The 16,051-nt window shown below is 43.2% G+C and carries 15 protein-coding genes; 7 read left to right on the plus strand and 8 right to left on the minus strand.

All coding sequences use genetic code 11. The annotated features are described in order from the left end of the window. The first annotated feature begins 174 nt into the window (after nucleotides 1–174). Nucleotides 175–1,386: an aminotransferase class V-fold PLP-dependent enzyme gene (locus SOI82_RS04540; protein WP_320668181.1), complete on the plus strand. Its 1,212-nt coding sequence runs from the start codon at nucleotides 175–177 to the stop codon at nucleotides 1,384–1,386. Here SOI82_RS04540 and SOI82_RS04545 read toward each other — a convergent pair. The 3 genes from SOI82_RS04545 to yidD are packed head-to-tail and all read right to left on the minus strand — an operon-like array spanning nucleotide 1,383 to nucleotide 3,533. Further along, nucleotides 1,383–2,927 (minus strand): UDP-N-acetylmuramoyl-L-alanyl-D-glutamate--2,6-diaminopimelate ligase, encoded by a 1,545-nt coding sequence (locus SOI82_RS04545; protein WP_320668182.1) that lies wholly within the window; start codon nucleotides 2,925–2,927, stop codon nucleotides 1,383–1,385. The two genes, SOI82_RS04540 and SOI82_RS04545, sit on opposite strands and share 4 nt — an antisense overlap. A 28-nt stretch (nucleotides 2,928–2,955) precedes the next feature. Next, nucleotides 2,956–3,267, minus strand: a complete 312-nt coding sequence (locus tag SOI82_RS04550) for a glutaredoxin family protein (RefSeq protein WP_320668183.1) — start codon at nucleotides 3,265–3,267, stop codon at nucleotides 2,956–2,958. Then, a complete protein-coding gene (gene yidD, locus SOI82_RS04555) occupies nucleotides 3,267–3,533 on the minus strand; it encodes a membrane protein insertion efficiency factor YidD (protein WP_320668331.1) in 267 nt (88 codons plus the stop codon). The genes SOI82_RS04550 and yidD overlap by 1 nt, the downstream gene beginning before the upstream one ends. A gap of 71 nt (nucleotides 3,534–3,604) precedes the next feature. On the opposite strand from yidD, the gene rpsD reads away from it, so the two are divergent. The 5 genes from rpsD (at nucleotide 3,605) to cysK (ending at nucleotide 9,037) form a co-directional block, all read left to right on the plus strand. Then, on the plus strand, nucleotides 3,605–4,213 hold the full coding sequence (gene rpsD / locus SOI82_RS04560) for a 30S ribosomal protein S4 (RefSeq protein WP_320668184.1): 609 nt from the start codon (nucleotides 3,605–3,607) through the stop codon (nucleotides 4,211–4,213). A gap of 546 nt (nucleotides 4,214–4,759) precedes the next feature. Continuing rightward, nucleotides 4,760–4,975 (plus strand): hypothetical protein, encoded by a 216-nt coding sequence (locus SOI82_RS04565; RefSeq protein ID WP_320668185.1) that lies wholly within the window; start codon nucleotides 4,760–4,762, stop codon nucleotides 4,973–4,975. A 349-nt stretch (nucleotides 4,976–5,324) separates the two neighbouring features. Next, a complete protein-coding gene (locus SOI82_RS04570; RefSeq protein WP_320668186.1) occupies nucleotides 5,325–6,491 on the plus strand; it encodes a trans-sulfuration enzyme family protein in 1,167 nt (388 codons plus the stop codon). Beyond that, nucleotides 6,491–7,963, plus strand: a complete 1,473-nt coding sequence (locus SOI82_RS04575; protein WP_320668187.1) for a PLP-dependent transferase — start codon at nucleotides 6,491–6,493, stop codon at nucleotides 7,961–7,963. Before SOI82_RS04570 ends, SOI82_RS04575 begins: the two co-directional genes overlap by 1 nt. Nucleotides 7,964–8,056: 93 nt before the next feature. Next, entirely contained in the window at nucleotides 8,057–9,037 is a 981-nt protein-coding gene (gene cysK / locus SOI82_RS04580; protein WP_320668188.1) for a cysteine synthase A, read from the plus strand. Here the strand turns inward: cysK and queA are convergent. The 5 genes from queA to lipB all read right to left on the minus strand — a co-directional run bounded on the left by queA (nucleotide 9,022) and on the right by lipB (nucleotide 15,477). Next, nucleotides 9,022–10,146, minus strand: coding sequence for a tRNA preQ1(34) S-adenosylmethionine ribosyltransferase-isomerase QueA (queA, locus tag SOI82_RS04585; protein WP_320668189.1), 1,125 nt, complete (start codon nucleotides 10,144–10,146; stop codon nucleotides 9,022–9,024). The genes cysK and queA overlap by 16 nt on opposite strands. Nucleotides 10,147–10,213: 67 nt before the next feature. Further along, complete coding sequence (locus tag SOI82_RS04590) at nucleotides 10,214–11,581, minus strand: dihydrolipoamide acetyltransferase family protein (RefSeq protein WP_320668190.1); 1,368 nt, start codon at nucleotides 11,579–11,581, stop codon at nucleotides 10,214–10,216. 599 nt (nucleotides 11,582–12,180) lie between these two features. After that, entirely contained in the window at nucleotides 12,181–12,624 is a 444-nt protein-coding gene (locus SOI82_RS04595) for a YlqD family protein (protein ID WP_320668191.1), read from the minus strand. A gap of 72 nt (nucleotides 12,625–12,696) precedes the next feature. Then, complete coding sequence (locus SOI82_RS04600; protein WP_320668192.1) at nucleotides 12,697–14,682, minus strand: AMP-binding protein; 1,986 nt, start codon at nucleotides 14,680–14,682, stop codon at nucleotides 12,697–12,699. Nucleotides 14,683–14,715: 33 nt separating this feature from the next. After that, a complete protein-coding gene (gene lipB / locus SOI82_RS04605) occupies nucleotides 14,716–15,477 on the minus strand; it encodes a lipoyl(octanoyl) transferase LipB (protein ID WP_320668193.1) in 762 nt (253 codons plus the stop codon). Between lipB and hpf the strand changes: the two genes are divergently transcribed. Further along, complete coding sequence (hpf, locus tag SOI82_RS04610; RefSeq protein ID WP_320668194.1) at nucleotides 15,460–16,047, plus strand: ribosome hibernation-promoting factor, HPF/YfiA family; 588 nt, start codon at nucleotides 15,460–15,462, stop codon at nucleotides 16,045–16,047. The two genes, lipB and hpf, sit on opposite strands and share 18 nt — an antisense overlap. The last annotated feature ends 4 nt before the right edge of the window (nucleotides 16,048–16,051 follow it).

Below are 16,051 nucleotides of genomic sequence, written 5' to 3' on the forward strand. Positions count from 1 at the left end.
CTTATAAGAAATTGATAAGCATCATAAAAGTCATCTATCACAACAACAGTAAGAAACTAATCTAATTGCAGGTTCGATAAAATAGGATCTAAGTCTCTGGAAGTTGATTCCTGAAGCTTTGTACCTATTTGCTCGAAGTTAAGGGAAGAGATTAAGCAAAAGCATCTGACGCGCATGAGCAAAAAGAAAACGCCCAAACTCAGAGCATTAATGCCTGCTCTCCAAAACAAAAAATACTTCAATTATGGAGGTCAAGGCCCTCTACCTCAACCATCCCTAGAAGCCATTACGACTAGTTGGATCAAAATTCAGGAGCTAGGTCCATTTACTAATAAGGTTTGGCCTTTTATAGCAAGTGAACAACAAGCCACAAGACAATGCCTGGCAAAAATTTGTGGCATAACTAGCAGCCGCATAGCTCTAACAGAAAATGTAACTAGTGGATGCATCTTGCCACTTTGGGGACTCCCTTTCTTTACAGGAGATAGATTACTAATCAGTGATTGTGAGCACCCAGGAGTTGTTTCGGCCTGTAGAGAACTGGCAGATCGTAAGCTACTAGAAATAGACATCTTGCAAGTAAAGCAACTACGACAAGGAGACACTAAACAAAATGATACTGAACAAAGCTTATTAGAAAACTTAGAAAAGGCATTAAAGCCAAAAACAAGGCTTGTGGTTCTATCCCATATTCTATGGAACACAGGGCAAAGAATGTCGATCTCAGCTGTTTCTAAAAGGCTCTCCACGCATCCAAACAAGCCCTTTCTTCTAGTCGATGCAGCTCAAAGTTTTGGGCAAATTCCAGTGCGAGAAGCGGCCAGCAAAGCAGATATCTATGCATTTACAGGGCATAAATGGGCCTGCGGACCAGAGGGATTAGGGGCAGTTGCGATATCTGAAAGAGTACTAGAAGAATCCAAACCTACTCTAATAGGGTGGCGTAGCCTTCAGCATGAAGGTAGTTGCCAACTGGACAATCCTATTCCATTTCATATCGATAGTAGACGTTTTGAAATAGCAACATCATGTGTACCCTTACTAGCAGGCCTTAGATGTTCATTGCGACTACTAGAAGAAGAGGGTTCTGAACTAAGAAGACTCAAAAAAATTCTCGAGTCAAGCTCCAAACTTTGGAACGTGCTGAACAAACTAGAGGGCGTCCATCCTATTCTTACTGGACCTCCACCTTCAGGCCTAGTAAGTTTTCAGATTCCTAGTAAGCCTTCAACAAGAGAAATAGTTAAGCTCCTAGGCAGAGAAGGTGTATGGATTCGAGATCTAGAAGATCCTATATGTCTACGGGCATGCTTACATATCACTAGTAATGACGATGAGATCAAAACCCTCATGAAAGCCATTCAGAAATTAGTCTGTATCAATTAAGTGAAATCTGTTTTGTTGTTAATTAATTTTCTGCCGAGAGCCTTATTAGCTTCCTCTCGATCATCAAAATAAACTTTTTTCGCCCCAATTATCTGATAATCCTCATGTCCCTTGCCAGCAACAAGAACAACATCATCATAAGAAGCTTCATCAATCGCGAGCCGAATAGCTAATGATCTATCAACTTCAACATTGACCTCAATATTAGAAGGAATTCCAGCTAAAATATCTTTAAAAATCTGTTTAGGGTCTTCAGTACGGGGGTTATCAGACGTGATAATGACTCGATCCGCCAATTGAGAGGCAATCATTCCCATTTGTGGGCGTTTCCCGCGATCTCTATCACCTCCACAGCCAAATAGACAAGTAAGTTTACCCATAGCAAATGGTCTTGCAGCAATAAGAGCATTCTTCAGACCATCAGGAGTATGGGCATAATCTACAATTACTGTAGGCAATTTAGAAGCATCTTCTCCTGACATAGTGTTTACTCTTTCCATTCGACCAGGAACTCCAGAGAAAGAAGCAATACCCCTCAATAACTCAGACAATGGCAATCCTTGTTGAATAAGAACTCCAACAGCCTGAAGAAAATTCATCAAATTAAAACGACCTATCAAGGGAGAGACAAATCGGCCTTCTCCTACAGGGCTTTGTAAAAGACCTGTAGCCCCTCTTGATGTCATCTCAATCTCAGAGATAATTAACTCTGCTTCTGAGGAGATAGATGAACCATTGACTAATGAACTTCGCCAACACCTTTCTCCTAATTGCTCGGCTAACAGAGCACCCCAAGTATCGTCGATATTCACTACAGCTTTTGCTTTAGAAGAAGTCAATAAAGGAGGTAGAAACAAAGACTCCTTAGCCTTGAAGTAATCATCCATGGTGAGATGATAATCAAGATGATCTTGAGTGAGATTGGTAAATATCGCTCCCGCAAAACGACATCCGGCCACACGCTGTTGAGCAAGCGCATGGGAACTAACTTCCATAGCTCCTAGCTGAGCCCCTGCTTCTACAGCTGCTGCGAGTTGAGTTTGCAGCGTATCTGCAAAAGCTGTGGTGTGAACAGAAATTTCACTATGGTTAGGCCATCGATTTACTAGTGTTCCGAATACAGCAGCTGATTTACCAACAACGGTGGTGAGATGCTCTATGAGATATGTAACGGTAGTTTTACCGTTTGTTCCTGTTACTCCTATCAAAGGAATCTTTGAAGAAGGCACTTGCCAAAATGCCGCAGCTAATTCACCCACCCACTGAGCTACAGGGTCGGGTAAAACCATCACTGAATCTTCCGACCCAGGAGGCCTCAATTTCGCTGCCTCTTGACTAATAACAGCCGCAGCTGCCCCAGCAGACAAAGCCTGAGGCCAAAATTGACCTCCATCAACTATTTGCCCAGGCAATCCACAGAACAAACTTCCTGCCACAGCACAACGAGAGTCACATGTGATGCCTTCAATCACATGGTTCTTCATTCCTGATGGAATGCTCAAACCTACAGAATGAAGAAGAGAATGAAGATTCTGAGTCACGGAAAACAAATCCATGTACTCAGCTGTTCTAATCCGATCCCATAGTTTTGGTAATAATCTTTTGTAACCACAAGAAAAGTCCTTCACTATTCATCCTTGGAGAGACTCTAGGAAGCTCAACCATTTTTTTTAAGTCACTAGTTCCAAGAAGCATGACGGGAACCTGCGTGTCATACCGAGCGCACAATTCTTTTGGAGTATCAGCAGCATCAATATCAATCACACGAAGCTTTATTGGAGGAATTAATTCCTCCAAGGGAAGACAAGTCAACCGTCTAGCCAGTTCTTCGCATAAACAACAGCCCTTGCGGCTATAAAGAATAAGAAACAAGTCACTCATCAGTCAGGGACAGGATCACAGCCACAGGGAGTAAATGGATGACAACGTGAAAGCCTTTTCAAGGTAAGCCAACCACCTCTCCATGGACCATGTCGAGAGATCGCCTCTAACCCATAGGCACTACAGCTTGGAATAAAACGACATCGTGGTCCCAAAATTGGGGAAAACCACTTCCGATAAAAATTAATCAATGCAACAAGAATCGCTCCCAGGCGGCGATTAAACCTTTGGTGAATACCGGGAGATAGAGTATTAAGTTCGTGCATAGCCAAACACCACCTGGGCATTTCTCCAGCATGGCGTGTCGCTACCACATTTGTCCTTTAAATTTTGTCTTATGTCTAGATACCGCGGACCTCGCTTGAGGATCACGCGGCGCTTGGGAGATCTACCAGGTCTCACTCGGAAGGCCGCAAAACGGTCCCATCCGCCAGGTCAGCACGGCCAAGCCCGTCGCAAGCGCTCTGAATACGCGATCCGCCTTGAAGAGAAACAGAAGCTTCGGTTTAACTATGGGATTTCCGAAAGACAACTAGTCCGATATGTAAAGAAGGCACGTGCTCAAGAGGGATCCACAGGAACCAATCTTCTAAAGCTTTTAGAAAATCGACTTGATAACGTTTGCTTCCGTCTTGGTTTTGGTCCAACTGTCCCTGGATCTCGTCAATTGGTCAACCACGGTCATGTAACTGTCAATGGCCGCATCCTGGACATCGCCAGTTACCAATGCAAACCAGGAGATGTTGTTGCCATAAGAGAGCGAAAAGGAAGCAAAAAACTTGCTGAAGCCAATCTGGAGTTCCCAGGGCTAGCAAATGTTCCTCCGCACCTCGAACTAGACAAGCCCAAAATGTCAGCCAAAGTCACAGGGAAATGTGAACGTGAATGGGTCGCCCTGGAAATTAATGAACTTCTAGTTGTGGAGTATTACTCACGTAAGGTCTGATACCTGAGTCATAGACTGGATTCTCAGCGAATCTCAATACTATTACTCCAACTTTGCTCCAACCCCTGCTTAGCCAGGGGTTTTTGATGGAATTGATTAGGTTTTCCAGTGTTTTTTTTCAAATACAACAAAAAAATATCTTCAGTTTTTAGAGCAAGAGTGAGCTAAATCATTCTTTTCTCTTACCCTTCATACGAACTAAGAAATGATTATTAGGCCAACAAAAACTAATAGGGCGGGCAAAAAAACAACTTCCAATTAGGATCCCTGCTCCACCAAATACGAAGAGGGCATTCGCTTTAGTTGTTGCAGGAAAGATGAAGTTTATGCTCTGGCCCTAATCAAAAGCCTCTCAAAGTTGAAGTAATTTCACCCAAGCAAGAAGTCTTACCTAATAGCTCAATAGCTCCAATGAATAAAAAGGTTTTTTTTAATTCTATTTATCTACTAATTTTTTCTTAAAAAGCAATGCCTACAGAAAACATCTCTATAGATAGATGTCTTCTACAAATGCTTACCAACAAATAGAAATATGGTTAGTCTTGGATGAACTCCTCTAATTCAATGGCTATTGACCACGAAGTTATTCCTTTTTCAAGCAATGCAGGGAAAAAGGCTCTCCGTTATCTTCCTAAATGGACTATATATGGAACTATCGGAATAGTAGTTTTAATTGTTGTTGGCATCCTTAAAACCCTGCTTCCCTTAGCTGCAATGAGCCTAATCCTTTGTCTTATTTGGAAACAAGCCAGGAATTATTAAACTAATAATAGAGATACCTTGACGCCTTCGGCAACCAAGGGAGATCAACTTAAATTAATGCAATAGATATGTTGACTTGGTCTCTTGATAGTGTTATCAAGAAAATAAAATATTACTTATTTGTCGAAAAGTCTCCTTTAGGCAACTGACTTTTCTCAATAAACCTTTGGTAATAAAATTCTACAAGCCATAGAAAAGTTGCACAATTCTCTAGTGTTAGCCAAGCTTTTATGAAATTCGAAAAAGGTTTACAGCAAAGCAAAACAAGTTCACTAATCACAAAGACCCCCAAACACCTTGAGAGATTTCCCTGCAAGTATCTAGCCTATCTAAAGCTCAAGAAGAAATAATGTCATCAGATAAACCTCAAAATCACTACTCCCCTGGCTTGAGTACTCGTTCGATTCATCACGGGGAAAGCTTTGCGAGCGATACAGGTACCGTAATGCCACCGATCTTCCCAAGCTCAACGTTTGAGCATGGGAATCCAGGAGGTTTCGATTACACCCGTTCTGGAAACCCTAATTTTCGAATCCTCGAATCTGTATTGTCCTCAATTGAAGACTGCTCATATGCAACTGTTTTCGGGTCTGGAGTAAGTGCTATTACAGCAATAGCTTCCACTCTAAAAACTGGAGATTTAGTCCTCTGCGAAGAAAATCTTTATGGCTGCACAATTAGATTATTCGAACAAATTTTCCAACGTTTTGGCTTGAATACAGCATGGGTAGATTTCACTGATGCATCTTCGCTTACAACAATCACAGAAAAAAAACCTGCGATGATCTGGCTGGAGAGTCCAACGAATCCACTTCTCAAGATTCTAGACATATCAAAAATATGCACTGTCGCGAACGCTCAAAAAATCCCAGTAGTTGTAGACAACACCTTTTGTACAGCTCTCTTGCAAAGTCCTCTAAAGATAGGTGCCACTCTCTCATTAACAAGTACAACCAAATACATCAACGGTCATTCCGATGCACTTGGTGGAGCTATTTGCACTAACGAACGTAAATGGCAAGACTTAATGACATTTGCCCAAAAAGCTCTTGGTTTACAACCCTCTCCTTTTGATTGCTGGCTAATAACAAGAGGGATCAAAACACTGCCTCTTCGGCTAGAACGACAAGTATCTAATGCTGCGGCATTGGCAGATCAACTTGCTGCACACCCATCAGTGAAATGGGTTCGTTACCCATTTCGAGGAGATCATCCACAACAAAATGTCGCCCTGAGGCAAATGAATGCCGGTGGTGCAATCATTACAGCAAACCTTAAAGGAAATCAAAATCAAACTTTTTCATTCTGTAAAAGCCTAAAGTTTTTCACTTTGGCTGAAAGTCTCGGTGGGGTTGAAAGTCTTATTTGTCATCCCGCAACAATGACTCATGCATCTGTTGATGCCACAACAAAAGCCCACCTTGGAATCGATGAGTCCCTTGTTCGCTTTTCAATTGGGTGCGAAGATCTTTCAGATCTAAGCAGTGATCTCAAAAAAGCATTGGATCAACTGTAGTGAGCCCCAGGAACTTACTAACAAATCCTTGCTGGAGCGCTAAAGATCTTGGTCAGGCCCTCCCTGATAGCCCACATGCGGTTTCCGTAGCTTTGCCTCGATGGAAAGATGTCATTGCATATGAGGAAAAAGACCCTTCAGTCCTAAAAACACTGCGTTCTGTTTATCCAAGATTTGGTCTAAACCCATTAGTTTTAGAAGTAGCACAACGAGCTCACAAGCCACCCCAATGGGGTGAATGCAGTGTCTGGCCATACCCAGATATCAAAACTGCAGAAAAAGCAAGGAATTTTTGTCACCACAAAGCAAGTGGCAGTAAAACAATCATTTCTGAAGTATTAGGACTTCATTGCCTAATAGCAGACGCTCAAGCTACTAATGCTGCCAAAGCCTTTTGGCAACATACAGGACTTGGGGCATCTTCCCGGCTAGCTGCAATCGCACTCAATCAAGAGAAAGCACCATTACCGAGCGTTGGCATAAAGGCTCGATCTGCTCTTAAACAACGACTAGCAGAAATCTATTGCTGTCCCTCACAAAACATTGAATTACACCCCTCCGGCATGGCTGCTTTGGCACGTGCCTTAGAAGCAATAACTACACTTCATCCCAACCGGCCCACTCTTCAGCTGGGATTCCCATACGTTGATGTTCTTAAGCTTCCACAAACGATTTTTGAAGGAAGCGATCTTTGCCTCAAAACTGACCCCACAGCAATAGAAGCTGAACTTCAGAAGAAAAAACCAGCTGCGGTCATTGTTGAGTTACCAAGTAATCCGATGTTGCAATGCATCGACTTACTGACCGTCTCAAAACTTGCACATGAGAGAGGAATACCCGTGATAGCAGATGACACTATCGGTTCAGCAGTGAATATAAATGCTCTTCCTTACGCCGATCTGATCTTTAGCTCACTGACAAAAAGCTTTGCTGGAAGAGGAGATATTCTTGCAGGAGCATTAGTAATCAGCCCAGAATCTCACTGGAGCAAGAGTCTGAAAGAAATTCTGACAAATATTGATTTAACCGAACTATCAGATGCAGATGCGGTTGAACTAGAAGAAACAAGTCGAGATGTCAAGGAGCGTCTTCCTAAACTCAATCGAGCATGCTTGACATTAAAAACAAAATTAGAAGCTCACCCTGCAGTAGCAAGAGTGTTGCATCCAGAAAAATGTCCTAACTTTCAAGCTTTGATGAGACCAGGTGCAGGCCATGGCTGTCTTCTTTCATTCGAACTGGTAGGAGGGTTATCACAAGCAAAAAGGGTTTATGACACTCTTGAGATTTGCAAAGGCCCAAGTCTTGGAACTAACTTCACTTTGGCTTGTCCTTATGTTCTTCTTGCCCACTACCAAGAACTCATATGGGCAAGCAAATGTGGCGTGCCAACTGATTTGTTACGGGTGTCAGTGGGTCTTGAAAAGCCGGACAAACTATGGGAGCGTTTTGAAAAAGCCTTGCAAAATTGAGATACAAATCACACCAAATCGTTTTCACATCAACTCAGCATGATGCAATCGCACTAAATTCGAGCTAATGATTAGATCACCTCACAGCTACGCATGTCCAGAATCTACCAAGACAACAGCTTTGCCATAGGCAACACTCCATTAGTAAAGCTGAACTCAGTCACAAAAAATGCAAAGGCTACTGTTTTAGCTAAAATCGAAGGCCGCAATCCTGCCTACAGCGTTAAATGTAGAATCGGCGCCAACATGATTTGGGATGCAGAGAAGAGGGGAGCACTAGGAAAGTCACAAACTATTATTGAACCCACTTCAGGCAACACAGGTATTGCCCTTGCCTTTACGGCTGCGGCTCGAGGGTACAAACTCATACTGACAATGCCCGAATCGATGTCATTAGAGCGTCGACGAGTAATGGCTGTATTGGGAGCCGAGTTAATACTCACAGAAGCTGCGAAAGGAATGCCAGGTGCGATTGCAAAAGCAAAAGAAATTGCAGAAAGTGATCCCAAGAAATACTTCATGCCAGGGCAATTTGAGAACCCTGCCAATCCAGATATTCACTTCAAAACAACTGGTCCAGAAATTTGGGATGATAGCGATGGCGCAATTGATGTTTTAGTAGCAGGAGTTGGTACAGGCGGAACAATTACAGGAGTATCCCGCTATATAAAGCAAGAAAAAGGAAAACCCATTCTCTCTGTTGCGGTAGAGCCATCACATAGCCCAGTCATCACTCAAACACTAAATGGTGAAGAGCTCAAACCTGGACCTCACAAAATCCAAGGAATCGGCGCAGGTTTTATCCCCAAGAACCTAGACTTGTCAGTTGTAGACAGAGTAGAACAAGTCAGCAACGATGAATCAGTAGCCATGGCTCTCCGGTTAGCACAAGAAGAAGGTTTATTAGTAGGTATTTCTTGTGGAGCTGCCGCTGCTGCTGCCATACGAATGGCAGAGCAAGACGAATTCAAAGGAAAAACTATTGTGGTCGTACTTCCTGACATGGCAGAGAGATACCTCTCTTCAGTAATGTTTGAGGCAGTACCTACAGGCATTATTCAAGATCCTGTATAGCGAATAGAAGCCTGAGGCAATACAGCGCTAGGAGGTATCCACATCGCATCTCCATAAGAAAAAAATCTATATTGGCGCTCTATTGCTTCCGCATAGAGCGCCAACAATCTCTCACGTCCAATTAGTGCACTAACCAAAAGCAAAAGAGAGCTTTTTGGTAGATGAAAATTAGTCAAGAGGCCATCCACCACCCCAAAACGATATCCAGGCTTAATGACAAGATCCACTTTCCCCCGTAAAGGTTTTAGCCTCCCACCACCTAAAACAAAGGCCGCTTCTAATGCTCTAACACTAGTTGTACCAACAGCTAGAACTCGCCCCCCCCTAGAACGACAATCTTCAACTGCTTTAACCACGTCATGACTAACCTCTACCCATTCGCTGTGAAGCTGCAAATGCGTTAGATCTTCTGCTTCCAATGGTTTAAAAGTACCTAATCCGACATGCAAAGTTACTCGAGCTTGTTGCACCCCTTTTTGAGTCAAGGCTTTTAAAAGCTCATCACTTAAATGCAGCCCAGCGGTAGGTGCTGCAACCGCACCGGGACAAGTTGCATAACGTGTCTGATATCTCTTCCCATCACTAGGATCTTGCCGTTGTATATATGGGGGTAGTGGGACTTCCCCATACCGTTCTAAAAACTCATCGATAGTCTCTCTGTCGCAATAACGGGGAGGAAATTGAATAACTCGGCCACCACTAAGAACATCCTTCCTTATCACCTCTAAGCGAATAGGGTCTTCTCCCTGTGCCTCTACTACCAAATAATCTCCAGGCCTCATACGTTTCGCAGGGCGTGCAAGGCATACCCACCTCCCTCTTTCAAGAGGGTCAAGCAATAACAACTCAGCTAAACCTCCACTTGAAAGTCTCACTCTCAGCCTTGCTTTTAAAACTCGTGTGTTGTTTATAACGAGCAAATCCCCAGCTCGCAGTTCATCCTTCCAATCCCAAACCTTCACGTCTCTAGAGGCAGTTAGGAACCCTTTTTCTGATTCAACGATCAATAAGCGAGCAGCATGTCGAGGCTCCATAGGAGTCTGCGCTATCAGTTCAGGATCAAGCTCATAGTCATATGAACTAAGAAATGAATCTTTAGGGTTCGACACATTTAAATAAGAATTCTTAAATCAGAAGAAAAGTAAAAACGAAACCAAAAGTCCAGAAAGACCTGATCTAAGAAGACAAACTTTCTGGATTGTTTTCAATCAAGTGCGCAAGATCTTTTAAAAAAGCAGCTCCATCAGCTCCATAGACAACTCGGTGGTCAGCTGTAAGGTTCACCTGCATTTGATGTTTCACAGAAATTGAACCATCATGATTAGCTACAACATTTGGCTTTGAAGCTGCTACTGCAAGAATCGCTCCAGTTCCAGGAGGAAGAATTGCATCAAAACGATCCACTCCAAACATTCCTAAGTTCGAGAGAGTGAAGGTGCCACTGCTGTATTCATTGGGTTGAAGTTGTTTACTTCTAGAGCGCTTCACAAGGTCGGACCACTGTTTAGATAGCTCAAATAAATTGGTTTTGTCAGCATCCTGAAGAACAGGCGTAATAAGGCCACCATCCTCCATCGCAACAGCAATGGCAACGTTGACTTGAGCTGGATATGCCATGCCTCTTGAACTAGCAGCTGCATTTACTTGAGGATGGCGAGCAAGTGTCCGACCAACCGCCTTGGCTAACAACGCTGTCATAGTTACACCCTGAGGCTTTACCTCCTTGTAAAAAGAGTCAAACTTATCAGTAGTAATTGTGTAACCAACTCTGAAGCAAGGTACTTCCAAGCTTGCTTCCATATTTCGATTAACCGCTTGCTGAAGTGTGTTGAAAGGAACTGTTTCTCCAGGAGCCCCAAAACTTTTCCCTTTTGTACCTTCTTGAGTTATGGAGTTTACTGAGGAAATGTTTGCTACTGGAGGCAATGAGACGGGAGCAACTGCCGCCGCATCACTTTCCGCCACCCAAGGCACAGTTATAGGTTGACCTTTTGCTCGTTGAACGTCTTCAGCCTGAATGCGACCATGAGGACCAGTACCTTGCACTATTGACAAGTCAACTCCCATCTGGGAAGCAAGCTTTTTCGCTCGTGGAGTCGCGACGATACGGCCATCATTAGTAACAGAAGTCATGTCGCTTGGGTTACTAATCGTTATCGAAGGAGCAGAAACAAAAGTAGAGCCCTCCTCTTTAAATGAAGCCGTTGCAGACTCTTCAGGACTGTTTTTTGGATCAGGAGTTTTGACGGTTGCCGCAGAAGGTGCAGCAGGCTTCTTGGCCTGAGCAGCTTCGATTTCTTCTTTACTTTCGACAATCAGGCCAATCGTTTCCCCAACAGGGGCTGTACTTCCAGCAGGTATCAAAACAGTTGCTAAATAACCCTCCTGAAAAGACTCCACATCCATGTCAGCTTTATCAGACTCAACCACCAAAACAGATTCCCCTCGGCCAATCTTGTCTCCAGGCTTCTTCAGCCACTCGACTATTTTGCCCTCCGTCATTGTGGAGCTAAGAGCAGGCATGAAAATGTCGTGAGTCGCCATTCGCCAGTGATACCAAGAAATTTGCTGGTGGTGTCAAACCTGCCGTCCAACTTTTCTTCAACTAGGAAGACAGTTGATTGGTGTGACCTACAGATTTTAAGTCGCTACCGATTAGGCACCACTAAAACAACATTTCCTAGTCTTCTTTGAATAGCATTGCCTAAATCAATTCTTAAGAGCCACCCTTTCATAGAAAGCTTCATTCTTAGCGTTCCTCTATTAAACATGAGAAGCAAAAGATTATTCCTATTGAGAAGGCCAAATATTCACTTAAAACTTAGTTGAGAGTTACTACATCTCACTGTCACCCTAAGCTTTTTTAGAAGAGCAGCGACCTGGAGTGAGAGCATTTAAGGCTAAGCACTAAAAAATATGTTTCCACAAAGTACAAAAAATCTATATAACAAGGTTTTTACTGCTAGTTTTGGACTTCCAAACCATAGGAAGCAAAAAGCATCCTCAATAGAATTTTATTGAAAGGTCTTTAAATTTTGCAAGCTTTTACTCCACAATGTTTGCAATCAAATGGAATTTTCAAAGACAAAAACATTCATAAAATACAATTAATTATCAATTTCATGCTCATCAAAACTGTTGACTCAACTCTTTTCAATAGCCTCCACTACACCATCTCTAACAACCACAGCAACCTGCATTTTATCAACTAAGTTGTCGCCAACCTCAAGGTCACAAAAACTTTCCAACTGCCCCTGCTCAACAATCTCTTCCATCTTCAATTCTCTAACTTGAATTTGCTGCTGAAGAAGATTTCTTTTTTGTTCTTCCAACTCAGCTCTCTTTGCAGCAACCTGCTGTTGCACTTGTGCCACCTGATCTTGAACTCGAGGGTCTAATGGATTTGCGCTCTGACTACGCACATCACTAACCACTTGTTGCCCCTCCTGCTCTAACTGGGACAATTGTTGATCAGTTGTTGAAATAGCATTGCTGAGTTCCCGTTCGGCGTCCTCCTTCCAAGAAGGAGTAACTATTGCTCGAATAGTGATAGAGCGTTTAATCGACAGGGTGGTACCGTCGGACATAAGAAAAAGGAATACCGGCCAAGATTCTCAGCTCCAAGCCCTTTAGGTCAACCAAATTGCCTATTGATTGTTCTATCGACCATAAATTGAAGCAATAGCCTCAAAATCCCTAGCGACAATCTTTTCCCTTTTTTGTTTTAGCGTCTGTGTTAGCAGGCCATTCTCTATTGAGAATGGCTTAACAAAAGCAACTCCTGCCAACCGCTCATCAGGACGTGAACCTTGCCGTTGAGCAAGCAGCCGATTTAACTCACTCCGAATAAGCTTCCTCAAAGTTTCATCTCCAGGAGATCCACCGAGATCTTTTGAAATAGCCAATTTTTTCTGTTCAGCCCAAAATAAAGTCCTTTCAATATTTGGGACAACCAAGGCCCCTAACTGTCGTTCATCTTGCCCAACCAACATTACTTGCTCAAGTAATGGACTAGAAACTAAAGCCTCTTCTAAAGGACTGGGCTCGATATTCTCTCCATTACTTAAGACAATCGTATCCTTGGCCCGTCCAGTTAAAACGAGCGATCCATCTGGAAGAAGCATCCCTAAATCTCCTGTATCAAGCCAACCCTCAGGATCAAGGACTTTAGCCGTCGCTTCGGGTTTCCCAAGATAACCATTCATTACCTGAGGACCTCTTACCAGTACACGACCGCGCTCACGAGTCATCTTTAAAGCTCCTGTCTCAATGTCCACAATTCGAAATTCTGTTTCAGGCAAAGGAGTACCAGAACTCCCACGAACATTGCGCCAAGGACGTCTACAACTCACAACTGGGCTTGTCTCAGTCAACCCATAACCAACTAACAACTCGACGCCCAAAGCTTCAAAAAAAAGATCCACATGAGGCGCAATAGCACCTCCTCCATTAATGGGGAAAACCAATTTCCCTCCACTGAGCACGGCTAAAATCTTGGGCCACAACAAAGAAGAGGCCATTGCATGCATAGGCCAACGAAAAATCATCTCGACCAAGGCTCTAATACGAGCTCTAATCGAAACCTCATCTATCAACAATTCTCTAAAAGTTCTAAGCGCCAATTTGTATGCGCCACTATTAGCAAGTGATGCTTTCAAGAGTCTCTGTTTGATTGGTGACATCTTCTTAACCGCATCATCAAATCCAATCTGCACTGCTTCCCAAAGTCTCGGGACAGTAGCCATAACAACCGGGCGTACTCTCGGAAGATCCTGTTTTAGTTTTTTGATGGTTGTATAGTTCTGAGTACAAGCACAGGAAAAGAAGTAATACTCTGCACTTCGCTCGTAGGAATGCCAAATAGGGAGAACACTAAGTACAGGTGAGCCAGCTGGTGGATTAGCGATGCAGGCTAGCGATCTAATTTGATGTAGAAGATTTGCATGACTCAATGGCACACCCTTAGGCTTTCCAGTAGTGCCAGATGTATAGAGGATCGTTGCAATAGGGGATGTTGCAGAATCTAATTTTCGCACTGTTTTTAGGTGTACCTCCTTCATAGCAATGCCTGCACCAACCAAAGCCTCCCAACTAACAACAAAGTCATCAGTAGGCTCACCTTCAAGTTGCACTACAAGTTTCAATCGATTTCTCTGCTCAAGATTAAGGTCCAGATTTCTCCACAATTCTGCATTCTGAACAACAATCGCGACTGACGAGGAATCGCTGAGTATGTAGCGGAGCTCATCAATAGGTGCGAAAGCCCCTCTAACGGCATCAGCAGCTCCTAATCGCATTAAGGCTTGATCTGCAATTAGCCAACGCGGACTGTTTTCCGAGAAAAGCGCGACAACATCGCCGCTAGTCACTCCAAAAGATTCAAATCCAGACGCAACCTGAGCAATAAGTTCAGCGATCTCGCTGTATGTAAAGGTCTCAGGGATAGTGCAATGCGGGGCATCAACTGCAATGATTTCACCATGTTTTTTGCTTAGCCATTCCCAGATTTGGTCTACACGGTCAATTCCTTGTACATAATCATGATGAGCCAAAGCATCTAATTCTTGTTGAGTGGGGTTCCAGCTGGACCTTGCAAACCCAGTCGCAGGGACGCCTTGATTAGTAATTCTGTTAAGGAAGTTCAAGCCTCTCACCTAAATCACCTAGAAACAATTCAATTAATTATCGGTCTCAATTTCCAAAAACTTAGGAACGCAGCTTTCTTTAGTTGATTTCAGCCCAAAACGCTCAGTTAAGCAGCTACGAATCAAAGGTTGTACATCCTTAACTGTCAATCCAGGGATCCAAGTATCAAGCTTTCCAACACTGACTTCTCGCAGTCCACAAGGAACTATTTCAGAAAAACCATTCAAATCACAGTCAACGTTAAGAGCAAAGCCATGTTGAGTAATCCAGCGGCGACAACCAACCCCAATAGAAGCCACTTTGAATCCATCAAGCCAAACCCCTGTATATCCATGAATTCGCTTAGGAGAAAGTCCCAAGCCATAAAGAACATCTATCAACACCTGCTCAAGTTGACGTAGATACCAATTGAGATCGGTTCTATATCTACGGAGGTCAAGCACAAGATATACAACCAACTGTCCAGGCAAATGATGAGTCACTTCCCCCCCTCGATTAATACGATACAAATCCGAAGGAGGGTTATTTGGATCGAAACGCAAATTCATCTCACTCCCTCCTCTTCCCAAGGTGTAACAATTCGGATGCTGGAGAAGCCAAACTGCTTGGGGCAAATCTCCTCGTGTTAAAAGGTTTTTCTGCCAATATTTCTGCCAATCCCATGCGGTCTGGAAAGGTACCAAATCTCTTGGCTCAAGAATAAAAGCCTGAGAAATGTTTCCCAATGGACAAGTTTTATCTAACTTGCCGGTATGAAATGGCCCAGGAGTAATGCCATGAAGCTGCTTATCCATGGTCGAAACCTTGAACTAACTCCTGCATTACGTGAATACACACAATCAAAGCTGCAAAAAGCGATTCAACACTTTGAAGACATGGTCAAAGAAGCCGATGTTCACCTATCAGTAGCGAGGAACCCTCGAACTCCGCAACAAACTGCAGAAGTAACTGTTTTTGCTAACGGCACTGTAATAAGGGCTCAAGAGCGAAGCGAGAATCTTTATGCAAGCATTGACCTGGTAGCAAGCAAACTCTGTCGACAACTGCGTCGTTATAAAGAACGCCACTCTGACCATCACCATAGTGCCGGTCATAGTGCCTCTTTAACACCATCAACAGAAGCCGTTATTGATGAATCTTCAATCGAGGGATCTCTAATTGAAGGGAAAAAAGTTCAACTGCCTAATCCAGGAGTAAGGCGAAAGTATTTTCCAATGGAACCTATGACTGTTGATGAGGCTCGACATCAACTGGATCTCATCGATCACGACTTTTATCTATTCAGAGAAAAAACAACAAAAGAATTGCAAGTTATATACAAAAGGAACCATGGTGGATATGGAGTTATCCAAGCAAAAAATTGATCTT

This window comes from Prochlorococcus sp. MIT 1307 (assembly GCF_034092395.1).
Taxonomy (GTDB): domain Bacteria; phylum Cyanobacteriota; class Cyanobacteriia; order PCC-6307; family Cyanobiaceae; genus AG-363-K07.

Bases quoted from the DNA above. Each gene is read 5' to 3' on its own strand.
- SOI82_RS04540 (WP_320668181.1), top strand. From the start codon at position 175: ATGAGCAAAAAGAAAACGCCCAAACTCAGAGCATTAATGCCTGCTCTC.
- SOI82_RS04550 (WP_320668183.1), bottom strand. From the start codon at position 3,267: ATGAGTGACTTGTTTCTTATTCTTTATAGCCGCAAGGGCTGTTGTTTA.
- yidD (WP_320668331.1), bottom strand. From the start codon at position 3,533: ATGCACGAACTTAATACTCTATCTCCCGGTATTCACCAAAGGTTTAAT.
- rpsD (WP_320668184.1), top strand. From the start codon at position 3,605: ATGTCTAGATACCGCGGACCTCGCTTGAGGATCACGCGGCGCTTGGGA.
- SOI82_RS04565 (WP_320668185.1), top strand. From the start codon at position 4,760: ATGAACTCCTCTAATTCAATGGCTATTGACCACGAAGTTATTCCTTTT.
- SOI82_RS04570 (WP_320668186.1), top strand. From the start codon at position 5,325: ATGTCATCAGATAAACCTCAAAATCACTACTCCCCTGGCTTGAGTACT.
- cysK (WP_320668188.1), top strand. From the start codon at position 8,057: ATGTCCAGAATCTACCAAGACAACAGCTTTGCCATAGGCAACACTCCA.
- SOI82_RS04590 (WP_320668190.1), bottom strand. From the start codon at position 11,581: ATGGCGACTCACGACATTTTCATGCCTGCTCTTAGCTCCACAATGACG.
- SOI82_RS04595 (WP_320668191.1), bottom strand. From the start codon at position 12,624: ATGTCCGACGGTACCACCCTGTCGATTAAACGCTCTATCACTATTCGA.
- hpf (WP_320668194.1), top strand. From the start codon at position 15,460: ATGAAGCTGCTTATCCATGGTCGAAACCTTGAACTAACTCCTGCATTA.
- lipB (WP_320668193.1), bottom strand. From the start codon at position 15,477: ATGGATAAGCAGCTTCATGGCATTACTCCTGGGCCATTTCATACCGGC.